The organism is Endozoicomonas euniceicola (assembly GCF_025562755.1).
Classification (GTDB): Bacteria; Pseudomonadota; Gammaproteobacteria; order Pseudomonadales; family Endozoicomonadaceae; genus Endozoicomonas_A; species Endozoicomonas_A euniceicola.
This window is the reverse complement of sequence record NZ_CP103300.1, coordinates 5,511,512-5,537,220: the sequence shown is the minus strand read 5'-3', so window position 1 is coordinate 5,537,220 and position 25,709 is coordinate 5,511,512. Positions and strand designations below refer to the sequence as shown.

20 protein-coding genes are annotated in these 25,709 nt (G+C 45.3%); 14 read left to right on the top strand and 6 right to left on the bottom strand.

All coding sequences use genetic code 11. The features are described from left to right. The first annotated feature begins 44 nt into the window (after nt 1-44). From NX720_RS22475 to NX720_RS27330, 6 genes are all read left to right on the top strand, one after another. Nucleotides 45-1,007, top strand: coding sequence for a hypothetical protein (locus NX720_RS22475; RefSeq protein ID WP_262597663.1), 963 nt, complete (start codon nt 45-47; stop codon nt 1,005-1,007). A gap of 141 nt (nt 1,008-1,148) precedes the next feature. Next, nucleotides 1,149-1,601, top strand: a complete 453-nt coding sequence (locus NX720_RS22470) for a hypothetical protein (RefSeq protein WP_262597661.1) — start codon at nt 1,149-1,151, stop codon at nt 1,599-1,601. A 208-nt stretch (nt 1,602-1,809) separates the two neighbouring features. Further along, nucleotides 1,810-3,111 (top strand): homoserine dehydrogenase, encoded by a 1,302-nt coding sequence (locus tag NX720_RS22465; RefSeq protein ID WP_262597659.1) that lies wholly within the window; start codon nt 1,810-1,812, stop codon nt 3,109-3,111. Between the two features lie 44 nt (nt 3,112-3,155). Continuing rightward, a complete protein-coding gene (thrC, locus tag NX720_RS22460) occupies nt 3,156-4,595 on the top strand; it encodes a threonine synthase (protein WP_262597657.1) in 1,440 nt (479 codons plus the stop codon). A 208-nt stretch (nt 4,596-4,803) separates the two neighbouring features. Beyond that, nucleotides 4,804-5,490 carry a C2H2-type zinc finger protein gene (locus tag NX720_RS27335; RefSeq protein ID WP_404831025.1) on the top strand — a complete coding sequence of 229 codons (687 nt, stop codon included), beginning with the start codon at nt 4,804-4,806 and terminating at the stop codon, nt 5,488-5,490. 289 nt (nt 5,491-5,779) lie between these two features. After that, a complete protein-coding gene (locus NX720_RS27330) occupies nt 5,780-6,448 on the top strand; it encodes a C2H2-type zinc finger protein (protein WP_404831024.1) in 669 nt (222 codons plus the stop codon). Here the strand turns inward: NX720_RS27330 and NX720_RS22455 are convergent. The 3 genes from NX720_RS22455 to NX720_RS22445 form a co-directional block, all read right to left on the bottom strand. Further along, the gene (locus NX720_RS22455; protein ID WP_262597655.1) at nt 6,417-6,581 is read right to left on the bottom strand and encodes a hypothetical protein; all 165 of its coding nucleotides are present in this window, start codon (nt 6,579-6,581) and stop codon (nt 6,417-6,419) included. The two genes, NX720_RS27330 and NX720_RS22455, sit on opposite strands and share 32 nt — an antisense overlap. A gap of 152 nt (nt 6,582-6,733) precedes the next feature. Then, nucleotides 6,734-6,976, bottom strand: a complete 243-nt coding sequence (locus NX720_RS22450) for a hypothetical protein (RefSeq protein ID WP_262597654.1) — start codon at nt 6,974-6,976, stop codon at nt 6,734-6,736. A gap of 95 nt (nt 6,977-7,071) precedes the next feature. Further along, nucleotides 7,072-7,248 carry a hypothetical protein gene (locus tag NX720_RS22445; RefSeq protein ID WP_262597653.1) on the bottom strand — a complete coding sequence of 59 codons (177 nt, stop codon included), beginning with the start codon at nt 7,246-7,248 and terminating at the stop codon, nt 7,072-7,074. A 361-nt stretch (nt 7,249-7,609) separates the two neighbouring features. Between NX720_RS22445 and NX720_RS27325 the strand changes: the two genes are divergently transcribed. The 6 genes from NX720_RS27325 (at nt 7,610) to NX720_RS22430 (ending at nt 14,559) form a co-directional block, all read left to right on the top strand. Next, nucleotides 7,610-8,386, top strand: a complete 777-nt coding sequence (locus tag NX720_RS27325; RefSeq protein WP_404831023.1) for a C2H2-type zinc finger protein — start codon at nt 7,610-7,612, stop codon at nt 8,384-8,386. Between the two features lie 296 nt (nt 8,387-8,682). After that, nucleotides 8,683-9,354: a C2H2-type zinc finger protein gene (locus tag NX720_RS27320; protein ID WP_404831022.1), complete on the top strand. Its 672-nt coding sequence runs from the start codon at nt 8,683-8,685 to the stop codon at nt 9,352-9,354. Between the two features lie 323 nt (nt 9,355-9,677). Beyond that, entirely contained in the window at nt 9,678-10,364 is a 687-nt protein-coding gene (locus NX720_RS27315) for a C2H2-type zinc finger protein (protein ID WP_404831021.1), read from the top strand. A gap of 255 nt (nt 10,365-10,619) precedes the next feature. Then, the gene (gene recJ, locus NX720_RS22440) at nt 10,620-12,338 is read left to right on the top strand and encodes a single-stranded-DNA-specific exonuclease RecJ (protein ID WP_262597652.1); all 1,719 of its coding nucleotides are present in this window, start codon (nt 10,620-10,622) and stop codon (nt 12,336-12,338) included. Nucleotides 12,339-12,445: 107 nt separating this feature from the next. Continuing rightward, the gene (locus NX720_RS22435; RefSeq protein WP_262597651.1) at nt 12,446-13,063 is read left to right on the top strand and encodes a paraquat-inducible protein A; all 618 of its coding nucleotides are present in this window, start codon (nt 12,446-12,448) and stop codon (nt 13,061-13,063) included. 53 nt (nt 13,064-13,116) lie between these two features. Next, nucleotides 13,117-14,559 (top strand): hypothetical protein, encoded by a 1,443-nt coding sequence (locus NX720_RS22430; protein ID WP_262597650.1) that lies wholly within the window; start codon nt 13,117-13,119, stop codon nt 14,557-14,559. Nucleotides 14,560-14,672: 113 nt separating this feature from the next. Here the strand turns inward: NX720_RS22430 and NX720_RS22425 are convergent, their stop codons facing one another. Together NX720_RS22425 and dinB are read right to left on the bottom strand one after the other, a co-directional pair. Then, nucleotides 14,673-15,065, bottom strand: coding sequence for a DUF2721 domain-containing protein (locus NX720_RS22425; RefSeq protein ID WP_262597648.1), 393 nt, complete (start codon nt 15,063-15,065; stop codon nt 14,673-14,675). A 77-nt stretch (nt 15,066-15,142) separates the two neighbouring features. Further along, nucleotides 15,143-16,264: a DNA polymerase IV gene (dinB, locus tag NX720_RS22420; protein ID WP_262597647.1), complete on the bottom strand. Its 1,122-nt coding sequence runs from the start codon at nt 16,262-16,264 to the stop codon at nt 15,143-15,145. A gap of 180 nt (nt 16,265-16,444) precedes the next feature. Here dinB and NX720_RS22415 point away from each other — a divergent pair, with 180 nt between their 5' ends. Continuing rightward, on the top strand, nt 16,445-17,221 hold the full coding sequence (locus NX720_RS22415) for a lysophospholipid acyltransferase family protein (RefSeq protein WP_262597646.1): 777 nt from the start codon (nt 16,445-16,447) through the stop codon (nt 17,219-17,221). Between the two features lie 97 nt (nt 17,222-17,318). Further along, the gene (locus NX720_RS22410) at nt 17,319-18,002 is read left to right on the top strand and encodes a response regulator transcription factor (RefSeq protein ID WP_262597645.1); all 684 of its coding nucleotides are present in this window, start codon (nt 17,319-17,321) and stop codon (nt 18,000-18,002) included. A 37-nt stretch (nt 18,003-18,039) separates the two neighbouring features. Here the strand turns inward: NX720_RS22410 and NX720_RS22405 are convergent, their stop codons facing one another. Further along, nucleotides 18,040-25,635 (bottom strand): hypothetical protein, encoded by a 7,596-nt coding sequence (locus NX720_RS22405; protein ID WP_262597643.1) that lies wholly within the window; start codon nt 25,633-25,635, stop codon nt 18,040-18,042. Between the last annotated feature and the right edge of the window lie 74 nt (nt 25,636-25,709).

Below are 25,709 nucleotides of genomic sequence, written 5' to 3'. Positions count from 1 at the left end.
ACAACTAGCAGGGCAATTTTATACCGCACTTTCTTAAGGGTCATATGGTCAATATCGGTGAAACCCTCCAGACAAAATGGAGCCTCCTGAACGAAGAAAGCCAACAAAAAGTCCTGACGGAAATAAGAGCCCTTTATCAGCTCCTTGCAACCTTTTCATCGGAAGAACTGGCTACGATACTGGAAAGAGAAAGCTCAAAACTAGAAACCGCCCCGAAAATTGAACACCTTCAAACCCTGCATGAGGCAATCCACAAGAATTACCGGACACTGGCAGCCCTTCTGCAGCCCACTGAATCCGTCATCAATCAAATGGACAACTTACGTAAGGCCCTGCGCGCCAGAATTCACCTGTTGGAGTTAAACCAGCTGGAAGGTCTCCATAAAGCCAGCGACTCCAGCTGGGCTACCTGCAACGAGCGCACCTGTCAAGACCCGAAAAAGATCAATCAAAACGGTCTTGCCGAACAGTTTGATAAAGATATTCTGAGAAGCTCCAACTTTGCCATTTTCAACAGCGAAGGACACTTGCAGTTCCATTCCGCAGTGAAAAATCATGAGTGTCAGGAGGAAGATACTGAAAATAAAAGTGAACGCTTCAAAAATGAATGCCAGGAGCAACTCATTAAATTTTGCGGCGGCTACCCCGGTAAAATGCTGGCCGTAGTGTCCGACCTGACCTCTCAGACCCCATACAACCTGCTCTACAAGACCTTTAATGATTTGATTACAGAGCAGTTGGGGCCAGGCTGTTGGATCGCCCCGCAGGAACGCAAGATAGAAACACGTTTGCTGCCACAACCAGACGGCATGCTGAACGTTGAGTTAACCCTTTCTTTCACCGGCTACAAATTGACCAGCATGAACAAGGACAACAACTATCAGGTTGATCAGCCCGTACTGATCAAATCCAGCATCACTCTGGATCCAGAAAGACTGGAAGAGCGTAAGCTGGACGATATTGATCTGCGCCTACTCGCTGCAACCCGCTGCACTAACATAGGGTGACTCTCTTACTTTTGTGACAAGACATAAGTACCCAGCCCAATAAAATCTGAAATATTATAAAATTGTCGTCTATAGTTTAGGTAGGATGCTATCTGAACTATATTTCGACTATGTGCTTTTTAGTCAGCCTGGCCTTGTATCATGAAACTTCACTCCAAAGTTAAGGTTATCAATAAATACAAAAGCCCCCGGGAACTCGAAGATGATTTGTACAACATAATCAATACCGTAAAAGGAATGGGCTATAGGAAAGAGGATGTCGAAATGCTTGAAATAAATTTGAGGATGAATTTTCCATTGTATATCCGCAGACAGCTTCAGGAGCTATTTGTTGATAATTTCGCAAAAAAAATACCTGTCAGGGCAGCTCACTATATCAGTCGTGACCAGTTCAGTCCTGACCCCAGCCTGTTAAGCAGACTGGCTATACGTATTGTCACATTGAGCCACCCTATCTCTGTTATCGTTGCATCAGACACACTGATTTTTTTATTTAATAAGCAGTCTATATGGGGACACCAGATCACTAAACCCCCATTGTTAAACAAAACGTTAGACAAAAGCATCATCAACGTTGATTTAACTGAGCCATGATCTATATGAGGTAGTGACAAAGCTCGCATCAGCCCGGTATTTATAGCTATAATCACCCCTTGCGTTCTACAAGCCAAAATAATACAGCTCAGGAAGTAGGTACTGTATCGATCCAGGCACTACAACAATATTCTTTCAGACTTCCTGCAAAATTTCATAACAACAAACTGTCCATTGACAACCAGCATGATTAAGAGGGTGAAGCACCTTGAAACCGGTTAAGGTAGGAATATGCGGTCTGGGTACTGTTGGCAGCGGTACCTTCAATGTATTAACCCGTAACACCGAAAGCATTACTGCCCGAACTGGCAGACCCATCATTATTGAGCAGGTAGGAACCCGTCGAGGCAACCCAGCTTGCGACACTAGCCGTACATCTGTGACCACCGACATCTTTGATGTTGCGCACAATCCAGACATTGATATCGTTGTCGAACTGATTGGCGGTTACGATGTCGCCAAAAAACTGATCCTGACAGCCATCAGCAATGGCAAACACGTTGTGACTGCCAACAAGGCCCTGATTGCCGAACATGGCAATGAGATTTTTCACGCCGCCCGGGAAAACAATGTCATTGTCGCTTATGAAGCGGCGGTGGCCGGAGGAATTCCGGTTATCAAAACCCTGCGTGAAGGCCTGGCGGCCAATGATGTGAACTGGCTGGCCGGTATCATCAACGGCACCGGTAACTTTATCCTGACCGAAATGGGCGACAAAAACCGTCCGTTCGAGGATGTACTGAAAGAAGCCCAGGCACTGGGATACGCTGAAGCCGACCCAACCTTTGACGTCGAAGGCATTGATGCCTGCCACAAACTGTCCATTATGGCCTCCATCGCTTTTGGTATACCGCTGCAATTTAACAAAGCCTTTACCGAAGGCATCAGCCAGGTAACACCGGGCGATATTCAATACGCTGAAGAACTGGGTTACCGCATCAAGCATCTGGGTATTTCCAGAAAAACCGCTAAAGGCGTTGAGCTTCGGGTACATCCAGCGCTGATCCCTGCCGACCGTCCGATGGCCAATATCAATGGCGTACTCAACTCCGTTGTCATCAACGCTGACGCTATTGGCGAGACGATGCTGGTTGGCCCGGGAGCAGGCGCAGAACCTACCGCTTCTTCCGTTGTGGCAGACATAATCGACATTGCCCGTAACCTGGAAACCCCTCAGTCCATGCCTTTCCCACTCGGCTACCGCGTGGATGCCATGCAATCGACAGAAGTACTGCCTGTCGATGAAATCGAGTGCGCTTACTATCTGCGTATTCACGTAGACGACCACCCGGGGGTCATCACGGCACTGAGTTCCGTACTGGGGGAATACAAGATAAACATCTCAGCCATGACCCAGAAAGCCGCCCGTGAACACGACCAGCATGCCGACGTAGTGATTCTCACAGAAACGATTAAAGAGTCGGTCATGAAGCGGGCTCTGATAAAGATTGAAGCCCTGGAAGAAGTACAGTCACCGGTTGCCCATATTCGTGTCGAAGCGCTTTCCTGAGCAGCCTGTAAGCGAGGGCGTGATAACGGATCACGGAGGAAAACATGAAATATATTACAACCCGATCCAGCTATGGTCAGTCAAAAGCTGAGACAAAAGGCTTTCAGGACGTACTGCTGACTGGACTGGCCAGCGATGGAGGGCTTTATATACCCGCTGAACTGCCGCAGTTCTCAAAAGAAGCCATCCGACAACTAAGAGGACTGCCCTATAACGAGCTGGCATTCACGATCATCAAGCCTTTTGCAGGCGGCGAAATTGACGACACTACACTGAAACAGCTGATTGACGACAGTTATAGTACAACAACGGGTTTTGAACAGAGCAGCTTCAGCCATCGTGCAGTTGCGCCCCTGCACCAGATTGGTAGCAACGAATGGATTATGGAGCTGTTCCACGGCCCGACCCTGGCATTTAAGGACTTTGCCCTGCAACTGCTTGGACGACTGCTCAACCATGTGCTGACAGAACGTGGCGAAAAAGCCATTGTGCTGGGTGCCACCTCCGGTGACACCGGTTCGGCGGCCATAGAAGGCTGCCGTCATAGTGATGCCCTGGATATTTTTATCCTGCACCCTTACCAGCGGGTTTCAGAAGTCCAGCGTCGCCAGATGACCAGCGTACTGGCTGACAATGTTAACAATATTGCGATCAAAGGTAATTTTGATGACTGTCAGGCCATGGTGAAGCAATCCTTTGCCGACCAGTCATTCCTGCCAGACAATACACGACTGGTAGCCGTTAACTCCATTAACTGGGCGCGCATCATGGCGCAGGTGGTGTATTACTTCCATGCCGCACTGCTGCTGGGAGCCCCGGATCGCGAAGTCGCCTTCTCGGTTCCCACCGGCAACTTTGGCGATATCTTTGCCGGTTACATTGCCCGGGGCATGGGTCTTCCGGTTGGCAAGCTGGTTGTCGCTACCAATCAGAACGATATTCTGCATCGCTTCTTCAAGGATAACGATTACCGCAAGCAGCCACTGGAACACTCTCTGTCACCGAGTATGGACATCATGGTGTCCAGCAATTTTGAGCGACTACTGCTTGATATGCTGGGACGAGATGGAAACCGGCTGGCACAACTCATGGAAACCTTCCAGAGTACCGGCAAGTTGCAGGTGCCAGAAGCAAACTGGCTGGAAATCAAAAACCTGTTTGAAAGCTGTCGTACTGACGATGCCGACACCTGCTCAACCATTGCACAGCTGCACAGGGAAACCGGCTATCTGGCTGATCCTCACACCGCCATCGGCGTACGGGCATTGCAGGAACTGAACCTTGACCCCCGGATGCCCAAGGTGGTTCTCGCGACAGCGCACCCGGTAAAATTCCCGGATGCTGTGGAAAAAGCAGGCCTGCAATCACCTTCTTTGCCTCCCCACATGAGCGACCTGTTACAGCGCGAAGAACGTTATAGCGTACTTGAAAACGATCTGCCAGAACTACAGGCTTTCATCAGGCAGCAAACCCGTCACGCATAGGAAACCAGGCTGCTGGCTGCTGGCTGTTCATACAGCCATCAACCAACTGCTAACAGCTAAGGGAAGTAGCGGTTAAGAAACTACCAACTTGGGAACAGCAGCACAGAAAGCACTATAATTCACCGTGTATTTCCCGATGTCAGTGATTTCCAGAAACAGGCTTATGATTTGAACCCGGAACATTAATGGCAGCAAAAGAGGTTATGGCATGCCAAATTTTAGATGTTCAGAATGTGGCAGGAACTGTTCGAACCACCAGGGACTCACCAAACACATGCGAACCCATACAGGCGAAAAGCCATATAGCTGTGATGTCTGTGGAAAAAGTTTTGTCGAGCAGTCTAGTTTAAGCAGGCACAAGCGAACCCATACAGGCGTAAAGCCATATAGCTGTGATGTCTGTGGAAAAAGTTTTGCCGATTCGTCTAATTTAGCCAGACACGTGCAAAGCCATGCAGACGTGAGGCCACATGTTTGTGAAACCTGTGAAAAAGCATTTAAACGGAAGGGGGCTCTCAGTCAACACGCGCGAACCCACACAAGACAAAAGTTTCGTTGCCCAGCCTGTGGAGCTGGTTATGCAGGACAATATGAACTCAAGAAACACATAACACGACATCACTCAGCCCCGAATACGCCTGATATAACCGTATCCACTCATGCGTCCGCCGGAGTAACCACAACAACACACTCTTTTAACTCTGGCCCGGGCTCCTCCGAAACAACCAGCGTAAGCTATATCAGGTCACCTGATAAAGAAAGGCCACCGGTTCAAGTGGTTACTAATTTAACTAAGTCAACAGAGACAATCATGGTCAAACAATTGGATGGAAAATTTATTGCAACTACTCAGCCCCGGGCAGAGACTGACCCCCGTAATTCTTCATCGCAATAAAGGAAGTGGCACAGAAAAACACCCCATCGTCACCCCCGCGAGCGAGGGGACTCACTATTCGTGGTAGATTACCGTTTTCGCCGGGAATGACGGAGCGCTGGTATATTCTACAGTACTGCCTCCCTGACACCTAACAGCTAAGAGAAGTAGCGGTTAAGAAACTACCAATTTAGGAACAGCAGCACAGAAAGCACTATAATTCACCGTGTATTTCCCTATATCAGTGATTTCCAGAAACAAGCTTATGATTTGAACCCGAAACATTAATGGCAGCAAAAGAGGTTCTGGTATGCCAAGTTATAAATGTTCAGTATGTGACAGGAACTGTACGACCCGCCATGGACTCATCCTACACATGCGAACCCATACAGACGACAAGCCATATCGCTGTGATGTCTGTGAAAAAAATTTTTCCCGGTCGTCTCATTTAACCAGGCACATGCGAACCCATACAGGCGAAAAGCCATATCGCTGTGATGACTGTGAAAAAGATTTTGCCCGGCAGTCTACTTTAACCCAGCACATGCGAACCCATACAGGCTTAAAGCCATATAGCTGTGATGTCTGTAAAAAAGCATTTAATCATAAGGGCAATCTCAGTAGACACACGCTAACCCATACAGGACAAGAGTTTCGTTGCCCAGACTGTGGAGCTGTTTATGCACGACCAAATGAACTCAAGAAACACATAACACGACATCACTCAGCCCCGAATACGCCTGATATAACCGTATCCACTCACGCATCCCCCGGAGTAGTCACAACAACGCACTCTTTTAACTCTTGCCCGGGCTCCTCCGAAACAACCAGCGTAAGCTATATCAGCTCACATGATAAAGAAAGGCCACCGGTTCAAGTGGTTACTCATTTAACTGAGTCAACAGAGACAATCATGGTCAAACAATTGGATGGAAAATTTATTGCAACTACTCAGCCCCGGGCAGAGACTGGTGAGTAGACCGGCGGAACTTCCCCGCCAGCCCCTCGTAAAACGGTACGTGAGCCTCTCGACTCATACCGCTTCCATCAGGCAGACTTCCCCACTTACCGTAAGCCCACTTGGGTGATACCTGGCCTCCCTTGGGTATCACTTGCTGAACCCCAATTTTGTGCGTTGTCCTGTTTTCATTAAGCACCTCATCCAATATCTTCAGGTTGTCGATATACGTGAAACAGGTTGCTGGCTACGTCCTTTACAGGCATCCAGACAAGATCCTCTTTTCAGGCTCACGAGCAAGATCCATCACATATCGTTGGGTGTTACTGAAAACTGCCTGACGCCGCCCCTTCGCTCCACTTCCATTACAGAAGCTTCAACACTACTACGAACGGCTCCGCCCCAGTGCGCAGCATCGGTACTCAAGCCCTTGTGGGTTCGCCACCTGGGAGTCTCCCTTAACATCCGCACGACTGGTTCCCGCATTTCCATAGGGAAGCCCAGTACAGAGTCATGCCTTCTATACGCCGGACACCGCCTACACAGCATTCGGAATTCACCTGCAGGCTTATCACTGAGGAGGAATCGGCCCCAGCTTTCGATGTCGAAAGAGAACTTTACGACGCCTCAACGAAGATTCGGGTTTACTCATCTCTCTGTACAACACCTGACGAATCATTGTTCGCCTTTTCCTCAACGCTCACGACCATCACTCTTAATGACAGCCGCTTGAGGTGGTTTGAAGCCTGTTTCCGACAACCGACTTCGGCGGACCTACCGCCATCTTCTCCTATAGCTTCGACACAAATCAGACAGTTCATCCTTTAACCTTCTGTTGTGTGCTACGGCACACGATCCCCGTAATTCTTCATCGCAATAAAGGAAGTGGCACAGAAAAACACCCCATCGTCCCCCCCCCCGCGAGGGAGGGGACTCACTATTCGTTGTAGATTACCGCTTTCGCCGGGAATGACGGAGCACTGGTATATTCTACAGTGCTGCCTCCCTGACACCTAACAGCTAACAGCTAAGGGAAGTAGCGGTTAAGAAACTACCAGCTTAGGAACAGCAGCACAGAAAGCACTATAATTCACCGTGTATTTCCCGATGTCAGTGATTTCCAAAAGCAGGCTTATGATTTGAACCCGAAACATTAATAATGGCAGAAAAAGAGGTTCTGGCATGCCAGGTATTAAATGTAAAGAATGTGGCAAGGAGTGTCGGAGCCGCGCGATACTCATCAACCACTTGCGAACCCATACAGGCGAAAAGCCATTTAGATGTAATGTCTGTGAAAAACGTTTTGCCGAGCAGTCTGGTTTAACCAGACACATGCGAACCCATACAACAGGCGAAAAGCCATTTAGATGTGATGTCTGTGAAAAAGGTTTTGCCGAGCAGTCTGGTTTAACCAGACACATGCGAACCCATACAGGCGAAAAGCCATATAGCTGTGATGTCTGTGAAAAAGGTTTTGCCGAGCAGTCTGGTTTAACCAGACACATGCGAACCCATACAGGCGAAAAGCCATATAGCTGTGATGTCTGTAAAAAAGCATTTAATCATAGGGGCAATCTCAGTAGACACACGCTAACCCATACAGGACAAGAGTTTCGTTGCCCAGACTGTGGAGCTGTTTATACACAACAATATAGACTCAAACAGCACATGGAACAGCGTCACTCAGCCCCGAATACGCCTGATATAACCGTATCCACTCACGCGTCCGCCGGAGTAATCACAACAACACACTCTTTTAACTCTGGCCCGGACTCCTCCACAATAACCAGCGTAAGCTATATTGGGCCACTTCTTGATGAAGAAAGGCCGCCGGTTCAAGTAGTTACTAGTTTAACTAGGTCAACAGAGACAATCATGGTCAAACAATTGGATGGAAAAGTTATTGTAACTACTGAGCCCCGGGCAGAGACTGATCCCCGTAATTCTTCATCGCAATAAAGGAAGTGGCACAGAAAAACACCCCATCGTCACCCCCGCGAGGGAGGGGACTCACTATTCGTGGTAGATTACCGTTTTCGCCGGGAATGACGGAGCGCTGGTATATTCTACAGTCTGCCTCCCTGACACCTAACAACTAAGGAACTAAGGGAAGTAGCGGTTAAGAAACTACCAGCTTAGGAGCAGCAGCACAGAAAGCACTATAATTTACCGTGTATTTCCCGATGTCAGTGATTTCCAGAAACAGGCTTATGATTTGAACCCGAAACATTAATGGCAGTAAAAGAGGTTCTGGTATGTCAGGTTTTAGATGTTCAGTATGTGGCAGGAACTGTTCGACCCGCCAGAGACTCACCATACACATGCGAACCCATACAGGCGAAAAGCCATTTAGATGTGATGTCTGTAGAAGAGATTTTGCCAATGCGTCTAATTTAACCACACACATGCTAACCCATACAGGCGAAAAGCCATATAGCTGTGATGTCTGTGAAAAAGGTTTTTCCAAGACGTCTGATTTAACCAGGCACATGCGAACCCATACAGGCGAAAAGCCATATGGCTGTGATGTCTGTAAAAAAGCATTTAATCATAAGGGCAATCTCAGAAGACACACGCTAACCCATACAGGACAAAAGTTTCGTTGCCCAACCTGTGGAGCTGGTTATACAGGACAATATGAACTCAAGAAACACATAACACGGCATCACTCAGCCCCGAATACGCCTGATATAACCGTATCCACTCACGCGTCCGCCGGAGTAGTCACAACAACACACTCTTTTAACTCTGGCCCGGGCTCCTCCGCAACAACCAGCGTAAGCTATATCAGCCCACATGATAAAGAAAGGCCACCGGTTCAAGTGGTTACTAGTTTAACTAAGTCAACAGAGACAATCATGGTCAAACAATTGGATGGAAAATTTATTGCAACTACTCAGCCCCGGGCAGAGACTGATCCCCCGTAATTCTTTATCGCAATAAAGGAAGTGGCACAGACCCCCCCACCGTCACCCCCGCGAGGGAGGGGACTCACTATTCGTGGTAGATTACCGCTTTCGCCGGGAATGACGGAGCACTGGTATATTCTACAGTGCTGCCTCCCTGACACCTAACAGCTAACAGCTAACAGCTAACAGCTAAGGGAAGTAGCGGTTAAGAAACTACCAACTTGGGAACAGCAGCACAGAAAGCACTATAATTCACCGTGCATTTCCCGATGTCAGTGATTTCCAGAAACAGGCTTATGATTTGAACCCGAAACATTAATGGCAGCAAAAGAGATTCTGGTATGCCAAGTTATAAATGTCCAACATGTGGCAAGGACTGTTTTACCCACGAGGGACTCACCAAACACGTGCGAACCCATACAGGCGAAAAGCCATATCGCTGTGATGTCTGTGAAAAAAAATTTTCCCAGTCGTCTCATTTAACCCAACACATGCGAACCCATACAGGCGAAAAGCCATATAGCTGTGATGTCTGTGGAAAAAATTTTGCCCGGCGTTTTACTTTAACCACACACATGCAAACCCATACAGACGAAAAGCCACATAGCTGTGATGTCTGTGGAAAAGCATTTAAACGGAAGGGGGTTCTCAGTCTACACACGCAAACCCACACAGGAAAAAAATTTCGTTGCCCAGACTGTGGAGTTGGTTATACAGAACGATATAAACTCAAAAAGCACATAGAACAGCGTCACTCAGCCCCGAATACGCCTGATATAACCGTATCCACTCACGCATCCGCCGGAGTAGTCACAACAACACACTCTTTTAACTCTGGCCCGGGCTCCTCCGAAACAACCAGCGTAAGCTATATCAGCTCACATGATAAAGAAAGGCCACCGGTTCAAGTGGTTACTCATTTAACTGAGTCAACAGAGACAATCATGGTCAAACAATTGGATGGAAAATTTATTGCAACTACTCAGCCCCGGGCAGAGACTGATCCCCGTAATTCTTCATCGCAATAAAGGAAGTAGCACAGAAAAACACCCCATCGTCACCCCCGCGAGGGAGGGGACTCACTATTCGTGGTAGATTACCGCTTTCGCCGGGAATGACTTAGCGCTGGTATATTCTACAGTGCTGCCTCCCTGACGCCTAACAGCTAACAGCCAACAGCCAACAGCCAAAAAAGCGGATAGCGATAAACTCAACATTTATATTGAGTATCCTCCCTCAATTCCGCATCATTAACCAGATCACTGTCCTGCTTTCCGGCTATCATGCAAAAACAGATTATCCGTCGAGACGTTACCGAACTACTGTCTACTTCCCTACCCCCTCTGCTGGCACGCGTATACGCCGCCAGGGGTATTACCAGTGAAAACGAAATAGCACGCCAGCTGAAGGGGCTGCACCATTACACTCACCTTAAAGATATTGAAGTTGCCGCCCATCTCCTGGCCGATGCCATCGTCGAACAGAAGAAGATTCTGATTGTTGGTGATTTTGACTGCGATGGCGCCACCAGCAGCGCCCTTGGTGTACTGGCTATCCGCGCCATGGGCGGACAGGTGGATTATCTGGTTCCCAACCGTTTTGAATACGGCTATGGCTTAACCCCTGAAATAGTGACAGTGGCGGAATCTTATCAGCCACAGGTTCTGGTGACGGTTGATAACGGTATTTCCAGCCTTTCAGGAGTAGCCGCCGCCAGAGCCAGGGGCTGGCAGGTGGTTGTCACCGACCACCACCTTGCCGGGCGGGAGCTACCTGATGCCGATGCGATTGTGAATCCAAACCAGCCCGACTGTCCATTTCCGGGCAAAAACACGGCAGGTGTCGGCATTATCTTTTATGTGATGTGCGCCCTGCGCACCGAGCTGAACCAGCGCGGCTGGTTTGACCATCATCCTGCCTTCAACCCTTTCGAGTTACTGGATCTGGTGGCGCTCGGCACCGTTGCAGACGTTGTCAGCCTGGATAAAAACAACCGTATTCTTGCCCATCAGGGGTTAGCAAGAATTCGTGCCGGTCATTGCCGACCCGGTATCAAGGCATTAATCGACATATCCGGGCGCAGCCAGTCCAGACTGGTCGCCAGTGATCTTGGCTTTGCCCTGGGACCGAGACTCAATGCAGCCGGGCGTCTGGACGATATGTCCACCGGCATTGAACTGCTGCTCACTCCACACATTGAGCAGGCCAGAGAGATAGCCTCCGAACTGGACAGCCTGAATCGGGACAGAAAGGATATTGAGACCGGTATGCAACAGGAAGCTCTGGCTGAACTGGCAAAGCTCAATCTGGACAAAGAGACTGAACTACCCTGGGGGATCAGCCTGTATCAGCAAGGCTGGCATCAGGGCGTTATCGGTATTCTGGCTTCACGGATTAAAGATAAGCTACACCGCCCGGTGATTGCCTTTGCTGCGGCGGATAATGGTGAACTGAAAGGTTCTGCCCGCTCTGTCAAAGGCCTGCACATGCGCGATGCCCTTGATACCATTGCCAGAGAGCATCCGGAACTGATCATCAAATTTGGCGGTCACGCCATGGCTGCCGGATTAAGCATTAAGCAGGATGGATTGACTGCCTTCTCGGACTGCTTTGACAAAGTCGTCCGGGAACAACTGGATGCCGACGCCCTGGAGGCGGAAATTCACACCGACGGCACTCTGGAAAACCATGACTTTACCCTCCAGACTGCGCAGATGCTCAGAGATGCCGGCCCCTGGGGACAAAGCTTTCCCGAACCCTGCTTTGATGGCCGGTTTCAGTTAATACAGCAGCGACTGGTGGGGCAGAAGCACCTGAAGATGGTATTAAAAATTCCGGACAGCGAATTTTATCTGGATGGGATCGCTTTCAATATCGACCCTCAGCTCTGGCCGAACCCTGCTATCCATCGCATCCGGGCAGTCTATAAACTGGATATCAATGAGTTCCGGGGCCAGCAGTCCCTGCAATTGCTGGTCGATTATTTTGAGCCTGTGGCCTGACTCTTTAGCCTGAAAAGGCGATTAACCGTATCAGCCAGCGTTTGCATAACCTGTTTTTTACTCTACCCTGATGGGATCAGGACACAAGTAAAACGCTGGCTATAACAATGACCACAACAACAAACCGAACAAAAAATCTGGCTCCACTGATTATTCTGCTGCTCTCCCTTGCCCTGCTGATACCGGGCATTACACAGCCATTAATCACCCTGCAGGCATCACTCAGCCACCAGGCCCTGGTGGAAACCGGCAAAACCCTGGTAGAACAACAGGACATGCACCCGGCCATGAAATCCATGGCCAGCCAGTTTCTGGGTAGTCTGAGAGTCAACGGTGATAGCCTGGTTTACGACAAAACCCGCAGTATTCTGGGAACCGCTCAAGACCTCTGGCAATTTGGCTATCGCTTTGTGGCCATTCTTATTCTGGTATTCAGCGTTGTTATACCCGCCATAAAATCCATCCTGCTAATCGCCGCCTGCTTTTCCCGGTCATCCGGCATCTTGCTTAAAGCCAATGCTGTCTTAAGCAAGTGGTCCATGTCGGACGTCTTTGCCATGGGGGTGATTATCGCCCTGCTGGCAGCCAATGCCGCCTCGTCGGAAAGTGCTGCGGTCAACTTCAATGCACAGCTGCACAACGGCTTCTACTGGTTTGTTGCCTACTGTCTTTTATCCTCTGCCGGTTCACAGCTTCTGACCAGAAATAGTTATGAGGTAAACTGACTGTCGCTGTGTAAATTCCAATGTAACCGACTCTATGAACTAGACTTCTCTTCGTGTCATCAAATGATGACGTTTTACTTCTACAAAGTTCAGTTCAAGGAGTCCAGTTTATGCACACTCCTAGAGTGCTGTCTGTTTTTACAGCGTTTTTTGTATTCATACTCGTATTCATACTCAATACGGCGTATGGAGGGTATTCTTATGAAGGCAAAGTTGATAACGGTAAGGGCGAGAAAACGACAGCTTTTAAATTATCTAGCGGAATCAATGGCGTCATAATAATCACTGGATACACTCCAGAAGAACCAGACACTCAAGCAAATGCAGCTGATAATGAAGAAGAAGCAGGGAATGAAGAAAAAAAAGCAGCAGCATCCTCCCCGGAAGAACCTTCAAGTCAGGAAGAAGCTGATCAGGAAAAAGAAGAGCCTGATAAAACTGCTACACCTGAGACAAATGAAGAATCTCCGCAGAATGCAGCCAGCCGGGCATTAAGCTTTTACAGTAACCAGAGCTTCACCATCACACCGTTAGCTGCGGGAGGCTGGTTTTCTATCAGTGCGTCTGCCAATGCAGACGGAGAGGGAACGTCGACCAGTTCTGTTTATCTCCGCTTCAGTACCACCCAGGGAGAGCAGGCTCCAGATTATTCACTCCTAAATCGTTCATATAGTCATTTGACACAAACCGATTCATCTGACGTCAACCGGGAAGCAACAAGAACTCTTGCAGCCACACTAATGAACCCTCAATTCCTCCAACAATTGCAAGAGATGATGCGGCAAAATCCTGTTCGATGGTATCACCCTTCCACAACTCGACTCGGCACAGCCATTCGAGCGGCTTTAGGGAGATACTTCCGGGTTTTATCCAGCCACGCCCGGATAGAAATAACAGAGCCAGTTTCAAACAGTGAATTAGCGATGACTGGTAACGGCTACGTTTTAGAAGACGAAGAGAATGGAGTCACCCTCAGCCCCCAATCAGAAACAGTGGGCCCTCGCAGAGTTTTTGTCTCTCTGGCCACTCCGGGCACCTACGAAGCCTATGCCAATGGTGCCGTAGCGTCTACCTCTAGCAATGAACAGAAAGATGAAACCAAGGATGATGATAAAGAGAGCAAAGGGGCTGATAAAGAGAGCAAAGGGGCTGACAAAGAGAGCAAAGAGGCTGATAAAGAAACTCCCGAAGCCTGTAATCGGACTGGAATTTTTAGAGCCATATTAGGAAGAATTCCTTTCTTAGGCCCATGGCTAGTGCAGCCACAAACGCAGCCAAGCCAAAGCAAATCAGAATCACCAAATAGCGATAGCAGCAACGATAACCAGGATGAAGAGACTAAGGAGGAGGAACCTGAAGAAGACAAGCCAGAAGCCACTCATGTTGATCCCAGCAAAATTCCCAAGGAAGAGGTTCCCGCACCCATTGCTGAATTGTCACCTCAGGCTCCAGGCACAAACCCTGTTCTTCTTTTAAACTCCGATACAAAACTTTAAAATCTTGAATATCAGACAAATCCGGGAGTCACGATATATTAAGAGAAGCACAGATCCACTGACGGCAACACCCGATCATTCAGCCTGAACTGATCAGGTGTTGCGCAAATCATTTAATGATGCATCTGCTGAACCTGCAGCTCCAGCGCATCAATCGAAATTTTGATTTCCATCAGGCAGATCACCAGAGAAACCAGCAGAAAAAACAGGCTCAGGCCAAAAATGACAAACCCCCACTGAAACAAATTGAAATGCAGCAAAAACATCACCAGTACACAACTGATAAAACTCATGATTCCGGTGCCCTGCATGTGTTTAATCAGCTTCATTCGCCGCCGCAGGTTTTCCAGCTGCCCGCTGATCACGGGACTGTTCGGGTTATTCCGGCTTTCTTCGTGCAACGTTCGAATCAGAGAGGCCAGTGCCAGAAATTTATTGGTATAAGAGAGAAATAACAGAGAAATTGCCGGAAATAACAGCGCTGGCGTGGTAAGGGTCAACTGCATAAAACAACCAGTAAGGCCAAGTAAAAAAGCTATTATTTCGACAAACACCTGACTGTCAAATCTTTTCAAACAACCTCTCAAAGCCCTGGTCGTTTTCGCTCAAACAGTTCCAGCTGCAAAAATCGCTCTGGCGCACGCAGATCAATCAGCCGAACCCCCAGCCCCAGCAACCGAACCGGTTTATTAGTACGCTCCCATGCTCTGACCATCAGGGTTTTGAAATGCTCTTCGGCATCCAGATCATCACGATCAAGAATCTCTTCCAGTGTCGTCTGGCTGAAGTCTGCAAATTTGACTTTCACAAAGCGCTTTTGCACAGCGTATTCAGAATTAATACCAGAAAACCGCTGCGCCAGATCATCCAGCAGAGGCTTTACCTTAGCGACAATAGCAGCCTCATCCAGAAGATCAGCATCGTAGGTGTGTTCAACCGAAAGGGATTTACGCCGCCGCCCGGTTTCCACCGGGCGTTCATCCACCCCACGGGCCATTTCCCAGAGGCGCTCGCCAAATGTGCCGAACCAGCGACACAGCTCCAGGGGAGAATACTGTCGTAACTGACCACAGGTAAAAATGCCTTTGTTGTGCATTTTTTCAGCAGTCACTTTACCAACGCCGTGTATTCGCTCAACCGGAAGTTCAAAGACAAAGTCCTCAATATCTGCGGGTGGGATTACAAACAAACCATTCGGCTTATTCCAGTCGCTGGCAACTTTTGCAAGAAATTTATTGGGCGCAGCACCTACTGAAACCGTAATACCCACTTCGTCCCTGACCGCCCGCATAATATCCTGCGCCATAAGAGTGGCGCTTCCTTTGCATAATTCGACACCAGTGACATCAAGGTACGCTTCATCCAACGACAGTGGCTCGATAAGAGCTGTGTAACGTTGGAAGATGTCGTGCATTTTTTTCGAAGCTTCTTTATAGAGTTCGAACCGTGGCGGAATAATTTTTAATTCAGGACATAACCTGACAGCCTGAAACGAGGCCATGGCAGAGCGAACTCCCGCTTTCCTGGCAGCATAACTGCAAGTGGCAATCACTCCTCGTCGCTCTGGGCGGCCACCAACAGCAAAGGCTTTTCCTTTTAATGAACGATCTTCACGCTCTTCTACCGAACAGTAAAATGCATCTGCATCCACGTGCAGAATTTTACGATTTTCTCCAGGCGATGAAGTAGACAGCTGATCAGACATAACAGGTCAGTTACACAACAGGTTTAGTACATCTATGTTACTGATTCATCGGCTTAATACGCAAGAAAAACTGTTTTTTTATACAGTGCAAAAACCCACACCAACAAATAAGAAACAAAAGTACTTGCTTTTATCAATAGCCACTTCCCCGTATTCCCATGTTACCCAGAAAGGCGTTGAATGCGCTTCACTGACTTTATCGCCGGACAGAAGACTAGGATTCATCCAAAGTCCGGCGATGGCATCACCGAATTCATACACCTGTTATTTAAACAACAGTGTTATCCAACGAGAGAATCACGGCACTGCAAAATGCGCTTTACGATTTTCAATACACCAGTTATTCGCCCGTTATTTACCCTGATTGCCAGGCTGGGACTGTTTTTGTCTGGCTGGAAAGTGGAAGGTAAAAAGCCCAAGGCCCCGAGATTTATTCTTGTTGCTGCCCCCCATACCAGTAACTTGGATTTTTTCTATGGTATTGCTATTGGCCTGTGCACCGGCGTCCACTGCTACTGGATGGGCAAATCCAGCCTGTTTTGGGGGCCTTTTGGACCCATCATGCACTGGCTGGGGGGCATTGCCGTCGACCGCACAAAGCCAAAAAGCATGGTAAAACAGACGGTCTGCGCCTTCAAAGGTAACAAGCAGCTGCGCCTGGTCATCTGCCCGGAAGGCACCCGCGCAAAAGGCGATCGCTGGCGCACCGGGTTTTATCATGTGGCTAAGAACGCCAATATACCCATTGTTCTGGGTTATCTGGATTTCAAACGCAAAGTAGGCGGCTTTGGCCCGATAGTGAAACCCACCGACAATATGGAAAAAGATCTGTGTGAAATTCAGGCCTTCTATGAGAGCGTTACCGGTAAACATCCCGAACGCTTCAGCCCGGTACAATCTAAAGGCTGCTGCGCCCAATACTGTGACACACAACCAAAAGCGGCTATTGCAAAGTAATACCACAGCCGTTTTCGTAACCGCTGATTATGAGAACGGTTTTTTCATAGCAAACTAGCGCTTTACACTCCCCTGACAAGATGGCAATCTCAATGGTATGGAACACACCATAATAATTGCTGACGATCATCCTCTGTTCCGGGCTGCAATGCAGGCAGCATTACGACAGGGGCTTACGAATCCCGAGATACACGAGGCGGGCTCGATAGCTGCGCTTCAGTCGGTCCTGGGGCAGGTTCCCAGCCCTGACCTTATCCTGCTTGATCTGAATATGCCCGGCGCTCATGGTTTATCCGGCCTTATCTTTCTTCGGGGGCATTATCCGGAAGTACCGGTTGCCATCGTTTCAGCCTCTGAAGACCATCATGTCATCCAGCGTGCCATTCAGCATGGTGCTAACGGCTTTATTCCAAAGTCTTCACCTCTGGACACCCTGAAAGAAGCTATCGCTAAAATACTGGATGGTGAAGTCTGGCTTCCCGGCAATGCAGCGAGCATAGCCACACAACAGAAAACACCGGATATCGAACAAAAGCTCGCCTCACTGACCCCACAGCAGTTCCGGGTATTAGGCATGATCAGCGAAGGTCTGCTGAACAAGCAGATTGCCTACGAGCTGGAAGTGTCAGAAGCCACGATCAAGGCTCATGTTACCGCCATTTTCAAAAAACTGGGGGTTCGCAACCGCACTCAAGCGGTTATTGCCATGAAAGAGCTGGAAATTGACCAGCCTGGCAGCCATTCAGACCGCAGGCCAGACAACCATTCTGATAGCCCCTGAATCAGGAGCCCGAAGGCAAGTTGAAGTTTGCGGAAAATTATAGAAGACTCGTTGTACTCATCTGCGGAGAGGTCAGAATAGTCGCACTTGGGTTTATAGTCGTCGTTGAGGCAAGCGTACTGGTGACACTGGCTACTTTCTTAAAGGTGCTCATGTCCTGAATAAGCTTAGTCAGTTGTTCGTGAACTTGATGGCGTCCTGATGAACGAACCTCCCCTCCCTTCTGGTTAGCCTCTGTTGCCATTGATCTGGATACCATTTTCCTGGCACTGTCAGCGATATCTGATATTGCGTCAACTTCACAAGTGCTGCCCGAACTGTCTTCGCTGTAACACTTCTCCAGATCACTCATCCCTGCCAACCAGCTAACCGGGTCACGGGCACGCTCTCCGGAATTGAAGACGATGCTCCTGATAGCTGACGCTTTAATAGCCAACAGTGGCCGATAATTCTCAGACAGGGCAAATTGCACAATATACTCTGACAAGTCAGAGCGTGCTGCCTGACTAAGGCTTTGGTTAGGGACTTTCGTGTAACTTGATCCTGAGCTTTCTATCCTGTAACTACTCCACTCCAAATCACCGGGCGTAATATCTTTCATAACGAGATTCACACGGTATTCCGATAACAGATCAACACGGGACACTGAAGAGACAATAACGGTGTTGTATGTATTTTGATTAATAGAACGATAGCCGATTATAGTTACCGGATACCCTGAATTAACCACAAAAATATTGTTCCCTTCGGTCCCAAAAATATTAATTTTAACAGGCCTCTTTGTCCTGCAACTCAATCCTCCCGCCTTGCAGGATAAAAAAGGCCTGTAGTCTATAGTTGATTTTGCCTCTGGCTTCTGGATTATGACAAGGTCGTCACCTCCATGAGGGAAAACTATGACTTTACGCTTTCCTTCCTCTGGAGTAAAAGAGATGACATTATTAAGCCTGTTACCCTGAAGGATGTTATCTCTGTTTGGTAAAGTCACAACAGAAGCAAAATAAGAAAGATCTTCAGCCCATTCAAGCAATGTCAACGGTTTGGCTGGTATATTGTCTCCCGGTGACGAGAGGATCACGCCATCAGTAGAAATGGCTTTAGAAAGCAAATTATTTATTCCAACAGCGAGTAAACCAAAGTTGTGAAAGGATTTATTAAGTGAACCCAGTATTTGAGAGTAACCATCTCCTTCAATGCGCCATGATAAATTCTTATTAACAAATCTTATTTTATTCTTTCTGAATGGCAGCGCACGATAAGTGAGCCTTCCTTTTGTATCAGCAAACAGAATATTAACACCGATATTATCATAATGATCAAAGTAACCTTGACGTATAACGAATGGATTATATCGTATTTTCCACTGCGCCTCTCCCTCATTTTTATTAAAATCTACCACAATATCTTCTGGGCTTACCTTAAACAAAGGTGTGTATACAGCATCTGGTATGCCACGAGCACTGTAAAGCACAGCACCGCTTCCAAACTTATAATTCTCAATCGTCACATTCATTCGTGTATTTTTGAAAGAAAGCAACAAATTTTTCTCAAAGACTCTGGAAGTAACACTATTTGTCTGGCTGAAATGAATAAGTAAAGGATTATCTTTTGTAGGCGACACAGTGAAGTTTATTTCTGCCCCGGTTCTTTCCCCTGGCATTAATGGAATCCGGAAAAATCCACCATGATCCGCAACCACTTTTGCGATTTCTTCTATTGTTACTGTAATATCAGAAAACTCTATAGAAGCTGGATTTGTGAGTTCATCATATTTTCCCTGCCATACATTTTTAATAGTCACGATACCCATATTGTTATCAAATCTATTAAACAGGGTAATATCCTTATCATCGCGTTGGGCCTGATAAAGAGCAGAGGGTAATCGTAACCTGATGGTACTTCGTGATAGTCTTGCAGATTTTCCGGAATCACGAATACTGGTAAAAATAATAATTTTTTTGAAAAACCTCAGTGCTTCATCATTGATCGTATACTGATCCTCCCCACCATTACCGTTAATATAAATAAAAAAATCATTAGAGCTAACAAATCCCTCATCAAGATACTTGATAGGATCAGTGTATACCCATGTCAGAATGTAATCTTCAATATTAAAAACATCATTATCAAAGGTTCCCTTTAGCCTAAGATTTTTATCACTATATTCAACAGAGCTAACATCACCAGCATCTTTAACTTTATCAAAATACATCAACTGTAGTTTATTTTTTTTTCGCAAGTGAAGTAATGTTCGAAAATCAATAATGATTTTATCATTTGTTTTAGCTCCATTAAAAGTACCATAGTACTTAGAGCCAATCGGGATGACGGAATCAATATCTTCACCAACCGGACAAGCAGTGATAAGGGATAAACTATGAGCAAACCAACCCGTTGTAAAACCAGAACCTGACGCAGGAAACGCTATAGTAAGCCAGGGCTTCACTGAATAGCTTTTAAATAATGAATCTCTTCCCCTTCCCAAAACATGATATAGGGCAACTTGCAAAGAAAAAACGTTATCAACCCAGCTGTTTTCATCACGAAAGCCCCAAACAGTGTGTGCAGATAACTCTAAATGTTTTCTCTCAATAGAAAGACCTGTGATTGCTTTTTTACTTTCACTAAACAGAAAGTCATACCCATTCAAACTTCCTTCCCACGCCTCTTCATCAGCATCCCAGGTGTAACGAGTTACTGGCATACTATCCGAATAGGCACAAGGTAAAGATATAAAATCCTTAAACACTGTAGCGTTTGCCAGCTTATCATCAGCTTGAGCTATTGAGCGTTTACGTCGACCAAATATATTTTTAAATACTTTCACGGTTTTCGTAACGCCTTTCACCCCTCCCTTCGCTATAGACTCACCCGTGTCGACTACATGTTTTTGTTTTATTCCTGTACCATCAGCTACTTTCTTACCCAATTTCCCTGTTAGTTTTACAAATTCTTTCCCTCCAGATACTGCATCTTTTCCCGCGATCTCTCCCGCTTTAACCAATGTTTGAGCCACCTTTTTCGCAAAGAGAGTTTTCGCATCATCGGTTATAACAGTCTCTTCCACCTGGGGAGTAGTTGTTGAAGGTACAGATCCAGTCACAGGTGAAGGTGCAGGTGTAGCTGGGTCGATTAGTGAAGGATGGATCGTTGAGAAGAATGCTAATCGTGCTGATTCCGAACATTGGTAAGGATCAAAGGGGATACGATAGGTTTGTGTATGGCTACCTGAGTCAGATTTGGCAAAAAACATCTTGTCGTCGTCGTCGACAATTTTTATATCATCATTTTCATTTATTGCGAAAATAGCCTTTTCACCAACGCTATAAAAGAATTTTTTATCCAGCATAAAGTTAAATCGACTATCTTTTTCCAGCTGATCACCTTTTATCAGCTGAATAAAATTTGGCACATGACCAGCAAATCGCTTGATAAAGCTTTGATAGACCGCATCCAGCTCATCCTTCAACTTATTGATAAACGTCTCTGCGATATCTCTATTCCATACACTGGATTTTTTAAAATGATCTTCGATTTCAGGTAATACCTTATCGATAATCAACCCAAAATCAATACCCTGCAACAGAATACCAGAGGCAGAAACAAACTTCGCAAATGACAAGCGACTCTTATCCTTAGGAATTAGCTTTGCCGTACTTTCTGTTTCCCATTGATGATATGAGTAATACTCAGCAGGCTGTTTTGTTCCAATGGTTATCGTATGAAGGAAAGCTGTATGGGGTATTTCTATTATTGCATGATCGACTGTATATACTAATGTACCATTTTCAAAAGGAATAGCTCCTTTAAAAATACCGGTATTTCTTACGCTCGAGGTTTGAGTTGCATTATTGTATGTAATTACAAAAAAATCAGGGGACGATAGGCGAATTAAACCACTCTCGCTCCCTCTGACACTCTTATCAACCCGAATATAGTATAAGTTCTGGGTGTGCTTATTCATTGAAACATATTTAATATAACCATCCTGTTCAAAAGCAGTTACAGGTGCATGATCAATTTTAAGATCCTTGTAGGCATCACCATTGATGACTAATGAGACATTTCCACCTGAATCTACTGAAAGTTCACCAGAAGAATGATCAGAAAACTTAACACATTTTTCTGAGTAAGTGACATTGGAATCATTTAAGCCTCCTCTCGAAAAATTGTATTGATTCAGATTGTTATCAAAATTTAGTAAGCACGACCTATTACTATTTAATTCGCAACATTTCTCATCCATTTTATCTTTACGATAAAAGTCAAAAAAACTATTAAAGTAAGTTATCAACCAATTACTTATCCTGTCATAGAAGCCTGCAGCAACCACTTCTCCTTTTTTAGTACCAGATTCTATCTCAACAGGTATTACCCTTAAAGTCTCCTTAAAGACCTCCACTTTATCTATTAACGGAACAATATTTTCTTCGTCACTAACTATTCTGTAAACTTCACTTTGAATCACACCCTGTTTAGACAAGCTTAATTCCATATACAAACCAGATTCATCTTTAACGCGTAATTCCTCTTTATCATTTCCTGAATAATCACCTATTAAATAGACTGGTGTTCCAAAATAAATAGACGGGATGGAAAAATCAAACTCCTGATATTCAGTAACCTGACGCTGCTCAAAATAAACCGTTTTACTTTGCTTTTCATAAAAGAACTTACCATTACTTAAAACAACAGACAATGGTGTTACAGAACTAAAAGAAATTCCGGACTCTTTGTCAGGAGAAGTAACTACAACTAACTCTTTATCACTTACCTTATCATAAAAAAGGTTAACCCTTTTCAAGGTGCTTCCAGTTGGGCCACTGAATTTATTTTTAACGTCAATTTTACTGTATTGAAAACAACCTGGATCATTAACATTATTCAAACAACCGACAGTACAGTTACTTAGCTCTGTGTAAAAATAGCGTTTACCTACTGAATATTTAGAAATTAGTTTTTTAAATTCATCGACTCTGGCTTTCGTATTATAAAAGTTAACACTTGACTTTAATAATATAATAACGGGCTTGCCGTAATTGAAATTAAAAAAACTACGCCTGTCGTGAACATATATTTTATATTTAACCAAATTGCTCAATTTATCGTTCGATACAGATGGATAAGTATCGTTAAATGTAATACTGGCATCGCCTAGCTGGATATTACTCTCTTTTATGGTCTCATTGACGTTAGCGATTGTTCCATCGTTGTTAAAAAAATCATAATCCCCATTATTATAATAAAATATCCAAGTGGACTCTGACCTCTCTGGTATTGCTATATCATAGCGTGCAGCGCCCTTTATATAAAAATAATAAGTAGCCTTAGTGTTTCCAGCTGTTTTTATTTGATACAACACTTTTTTATCGATACTTTGATCACCGCTACTGGGAAACTCTAAAGTACGATCTCTGTCGTCAAGTGTAATTTCTTTTTCTGTATCAAGAAAAACAGGACTATCTATTTTGGTTAACACTTGATGATAATCACGATATATCGTCTTTTTACCAGTAACAAAAAAGCACCAAAAACATTCAAAACTCATAAAAGCAGTAACATATTGGCGAGCTGTTCCGCTTTTTTTATAGTCTATGTCTGCTGCCTTTAAAAGTTTTGTTCCATTATTTTTAATATCAGGAGCCTCTGAAATTTTTTCAAACTCAAAATTAAGCTTATAGTCAGGCAGGAAGGACATTACGTAGGCATATCCATTGTTAAACCAATCACTACCTAGCGTGTGAGTACCATTCTCACAATTAAAAGAGAACAACCTTTCTTCTTCCTTACAAAGAACTCTCAGAGCTTTTCCTATTGAGTCAGTATGTTTCGTAGTTTTTACATGATTCTCTGCTAACGAAGCATCCTGTTTATCACTCCCTTTCAGTTTATATTCCGTTACTGCCAGTTGAATTTGACCATATCCTATCTCACCACTATTAAAGTTAATTTTATTAACAGGTATGGCAAAAGGCTCTTCACTAGTAATATTTTTATTAAAATCAATATAGCTTTCTTTTTTTATAAGTGGGAAGCTGCTATCAGTACTTCCCTGGCATTCATTATTTTTTTGAGGAGAAACATTGGCCAACTTAATAAAGTTAAAAGGATTTAAATCCAGATAAACACTACTAAGCATTTTAATTGCTCTTTTTGTTTTTTTTAACTGCTTTTGATATTCTTCTTCTTTTTGAGCATCACTTATAAACATTCTTTCAAAAATACCAGAAATATCAAACAAAGCATCCAATACATAATACAGTGTTGCCACTGCAACGGCTTTAGGGTGACCTTTAGATGCTATCAAATATAGAAGTGATGCTGTATCAGCAGATACTCTTTTCGCCAGCACGTCTTTATGCTGTTTATTATCAGCCAGATGATACTCTGTTATTGATAGCACCAAACTAGTCACGGCAAAAACATTACTTGCTTTTCCCAAAGCGTTTGTTCCGACTTTCCCATACTTCCGAAAATTCTGCAATTTCCTTGGTATTAAACTTGGTTTTTTATAAGCAACCGTCCTTTCAACCTGGGCAAGAAACTCAATCCCTTGTTGTATTTCCATACCCAAATGGACAAAGTTGTGAGCCCTCAGAGTATTATAGAGAGGCTTGCTTAATTCCTTGTCATCCCTGACCTTTATTAATATTGCCTCTCTATTCATTATCAATTTTACTGTGGCTGCCGTACTCAAAACAGACAACGTCGTTCCTTTATAACTCTGCTTACTTTGGTACTTTGTATTTATAAAGTCACTGTATTTCTTTATCTCATTCGTTTTAAAACTCACTTTTATTTTTTTATCTGAACCGTCCTCAACAAAATCCATTCGCCAGCCATTACCCTTTTCCCTGAGTGACTCAATAACTGGGACGTAATTATCAGGAATCCTATTTTCTGATTTAATCGTTTTCAAATGATTTATAAAAGATTCCAGTCGTTTTTTGTACTGAATCCTCTGCTCAATTTCAAGACCAATAACAGCATCTTCTTTATTCTGATGTCTATGATTGCGAAAGGTATGCCCTGCCCTTGACTCTGGCAACCTGGTAATACCATAAAATTTACTGCTATTAGGAAAGTCTGGCTGTTTCAGTACATAATTTTCACCAGCAAAAACTTGATATTCCAACCCAGCTATCCTGGAAGATACAAATTTTACATCCATTCCTTTTATTTTAAGGCTTCTTTTTTCCACAAAACCAACAGCTATTCTTTTTAGCACTTGCTTATCTTTCGTATTTAAATGCACCACCATTCTATTAAGTGTTGCCATCGAAGATATCTTCAAACTTACTGAATTAATCGCCCTTGCCAACTCCCTGGGCTTTATTTTCTCACTGTTAGCATCAGTATCATACGAAACCCCTGAACCAATTATCTTAAGCTGTAAACTTTGTTTCGGAACAAAAGAATTACCCGGCCCGTTGATTACACTGACTTTTTTTGTACTCTGGTCATAGAAATAAAAGATTCGATTCTCTGCGGTAGTTGATGCCAAAACCTGCCGGGCATACTGTTCATCTGGTCCCGTTCGATCCACCATAAGGTAAACCATGGCTGTATCGCGTCCCTCATTAGGCGCAGATCTTTTTCTCCGAGTACTATCTGGGGTGGTATTCTCAGGCATGACGGGCTCCTATCTTCCAATAAATCAGAACAACATTGAGTCTACTGCTTCAAGAATTTTCCAATTCCTGATAA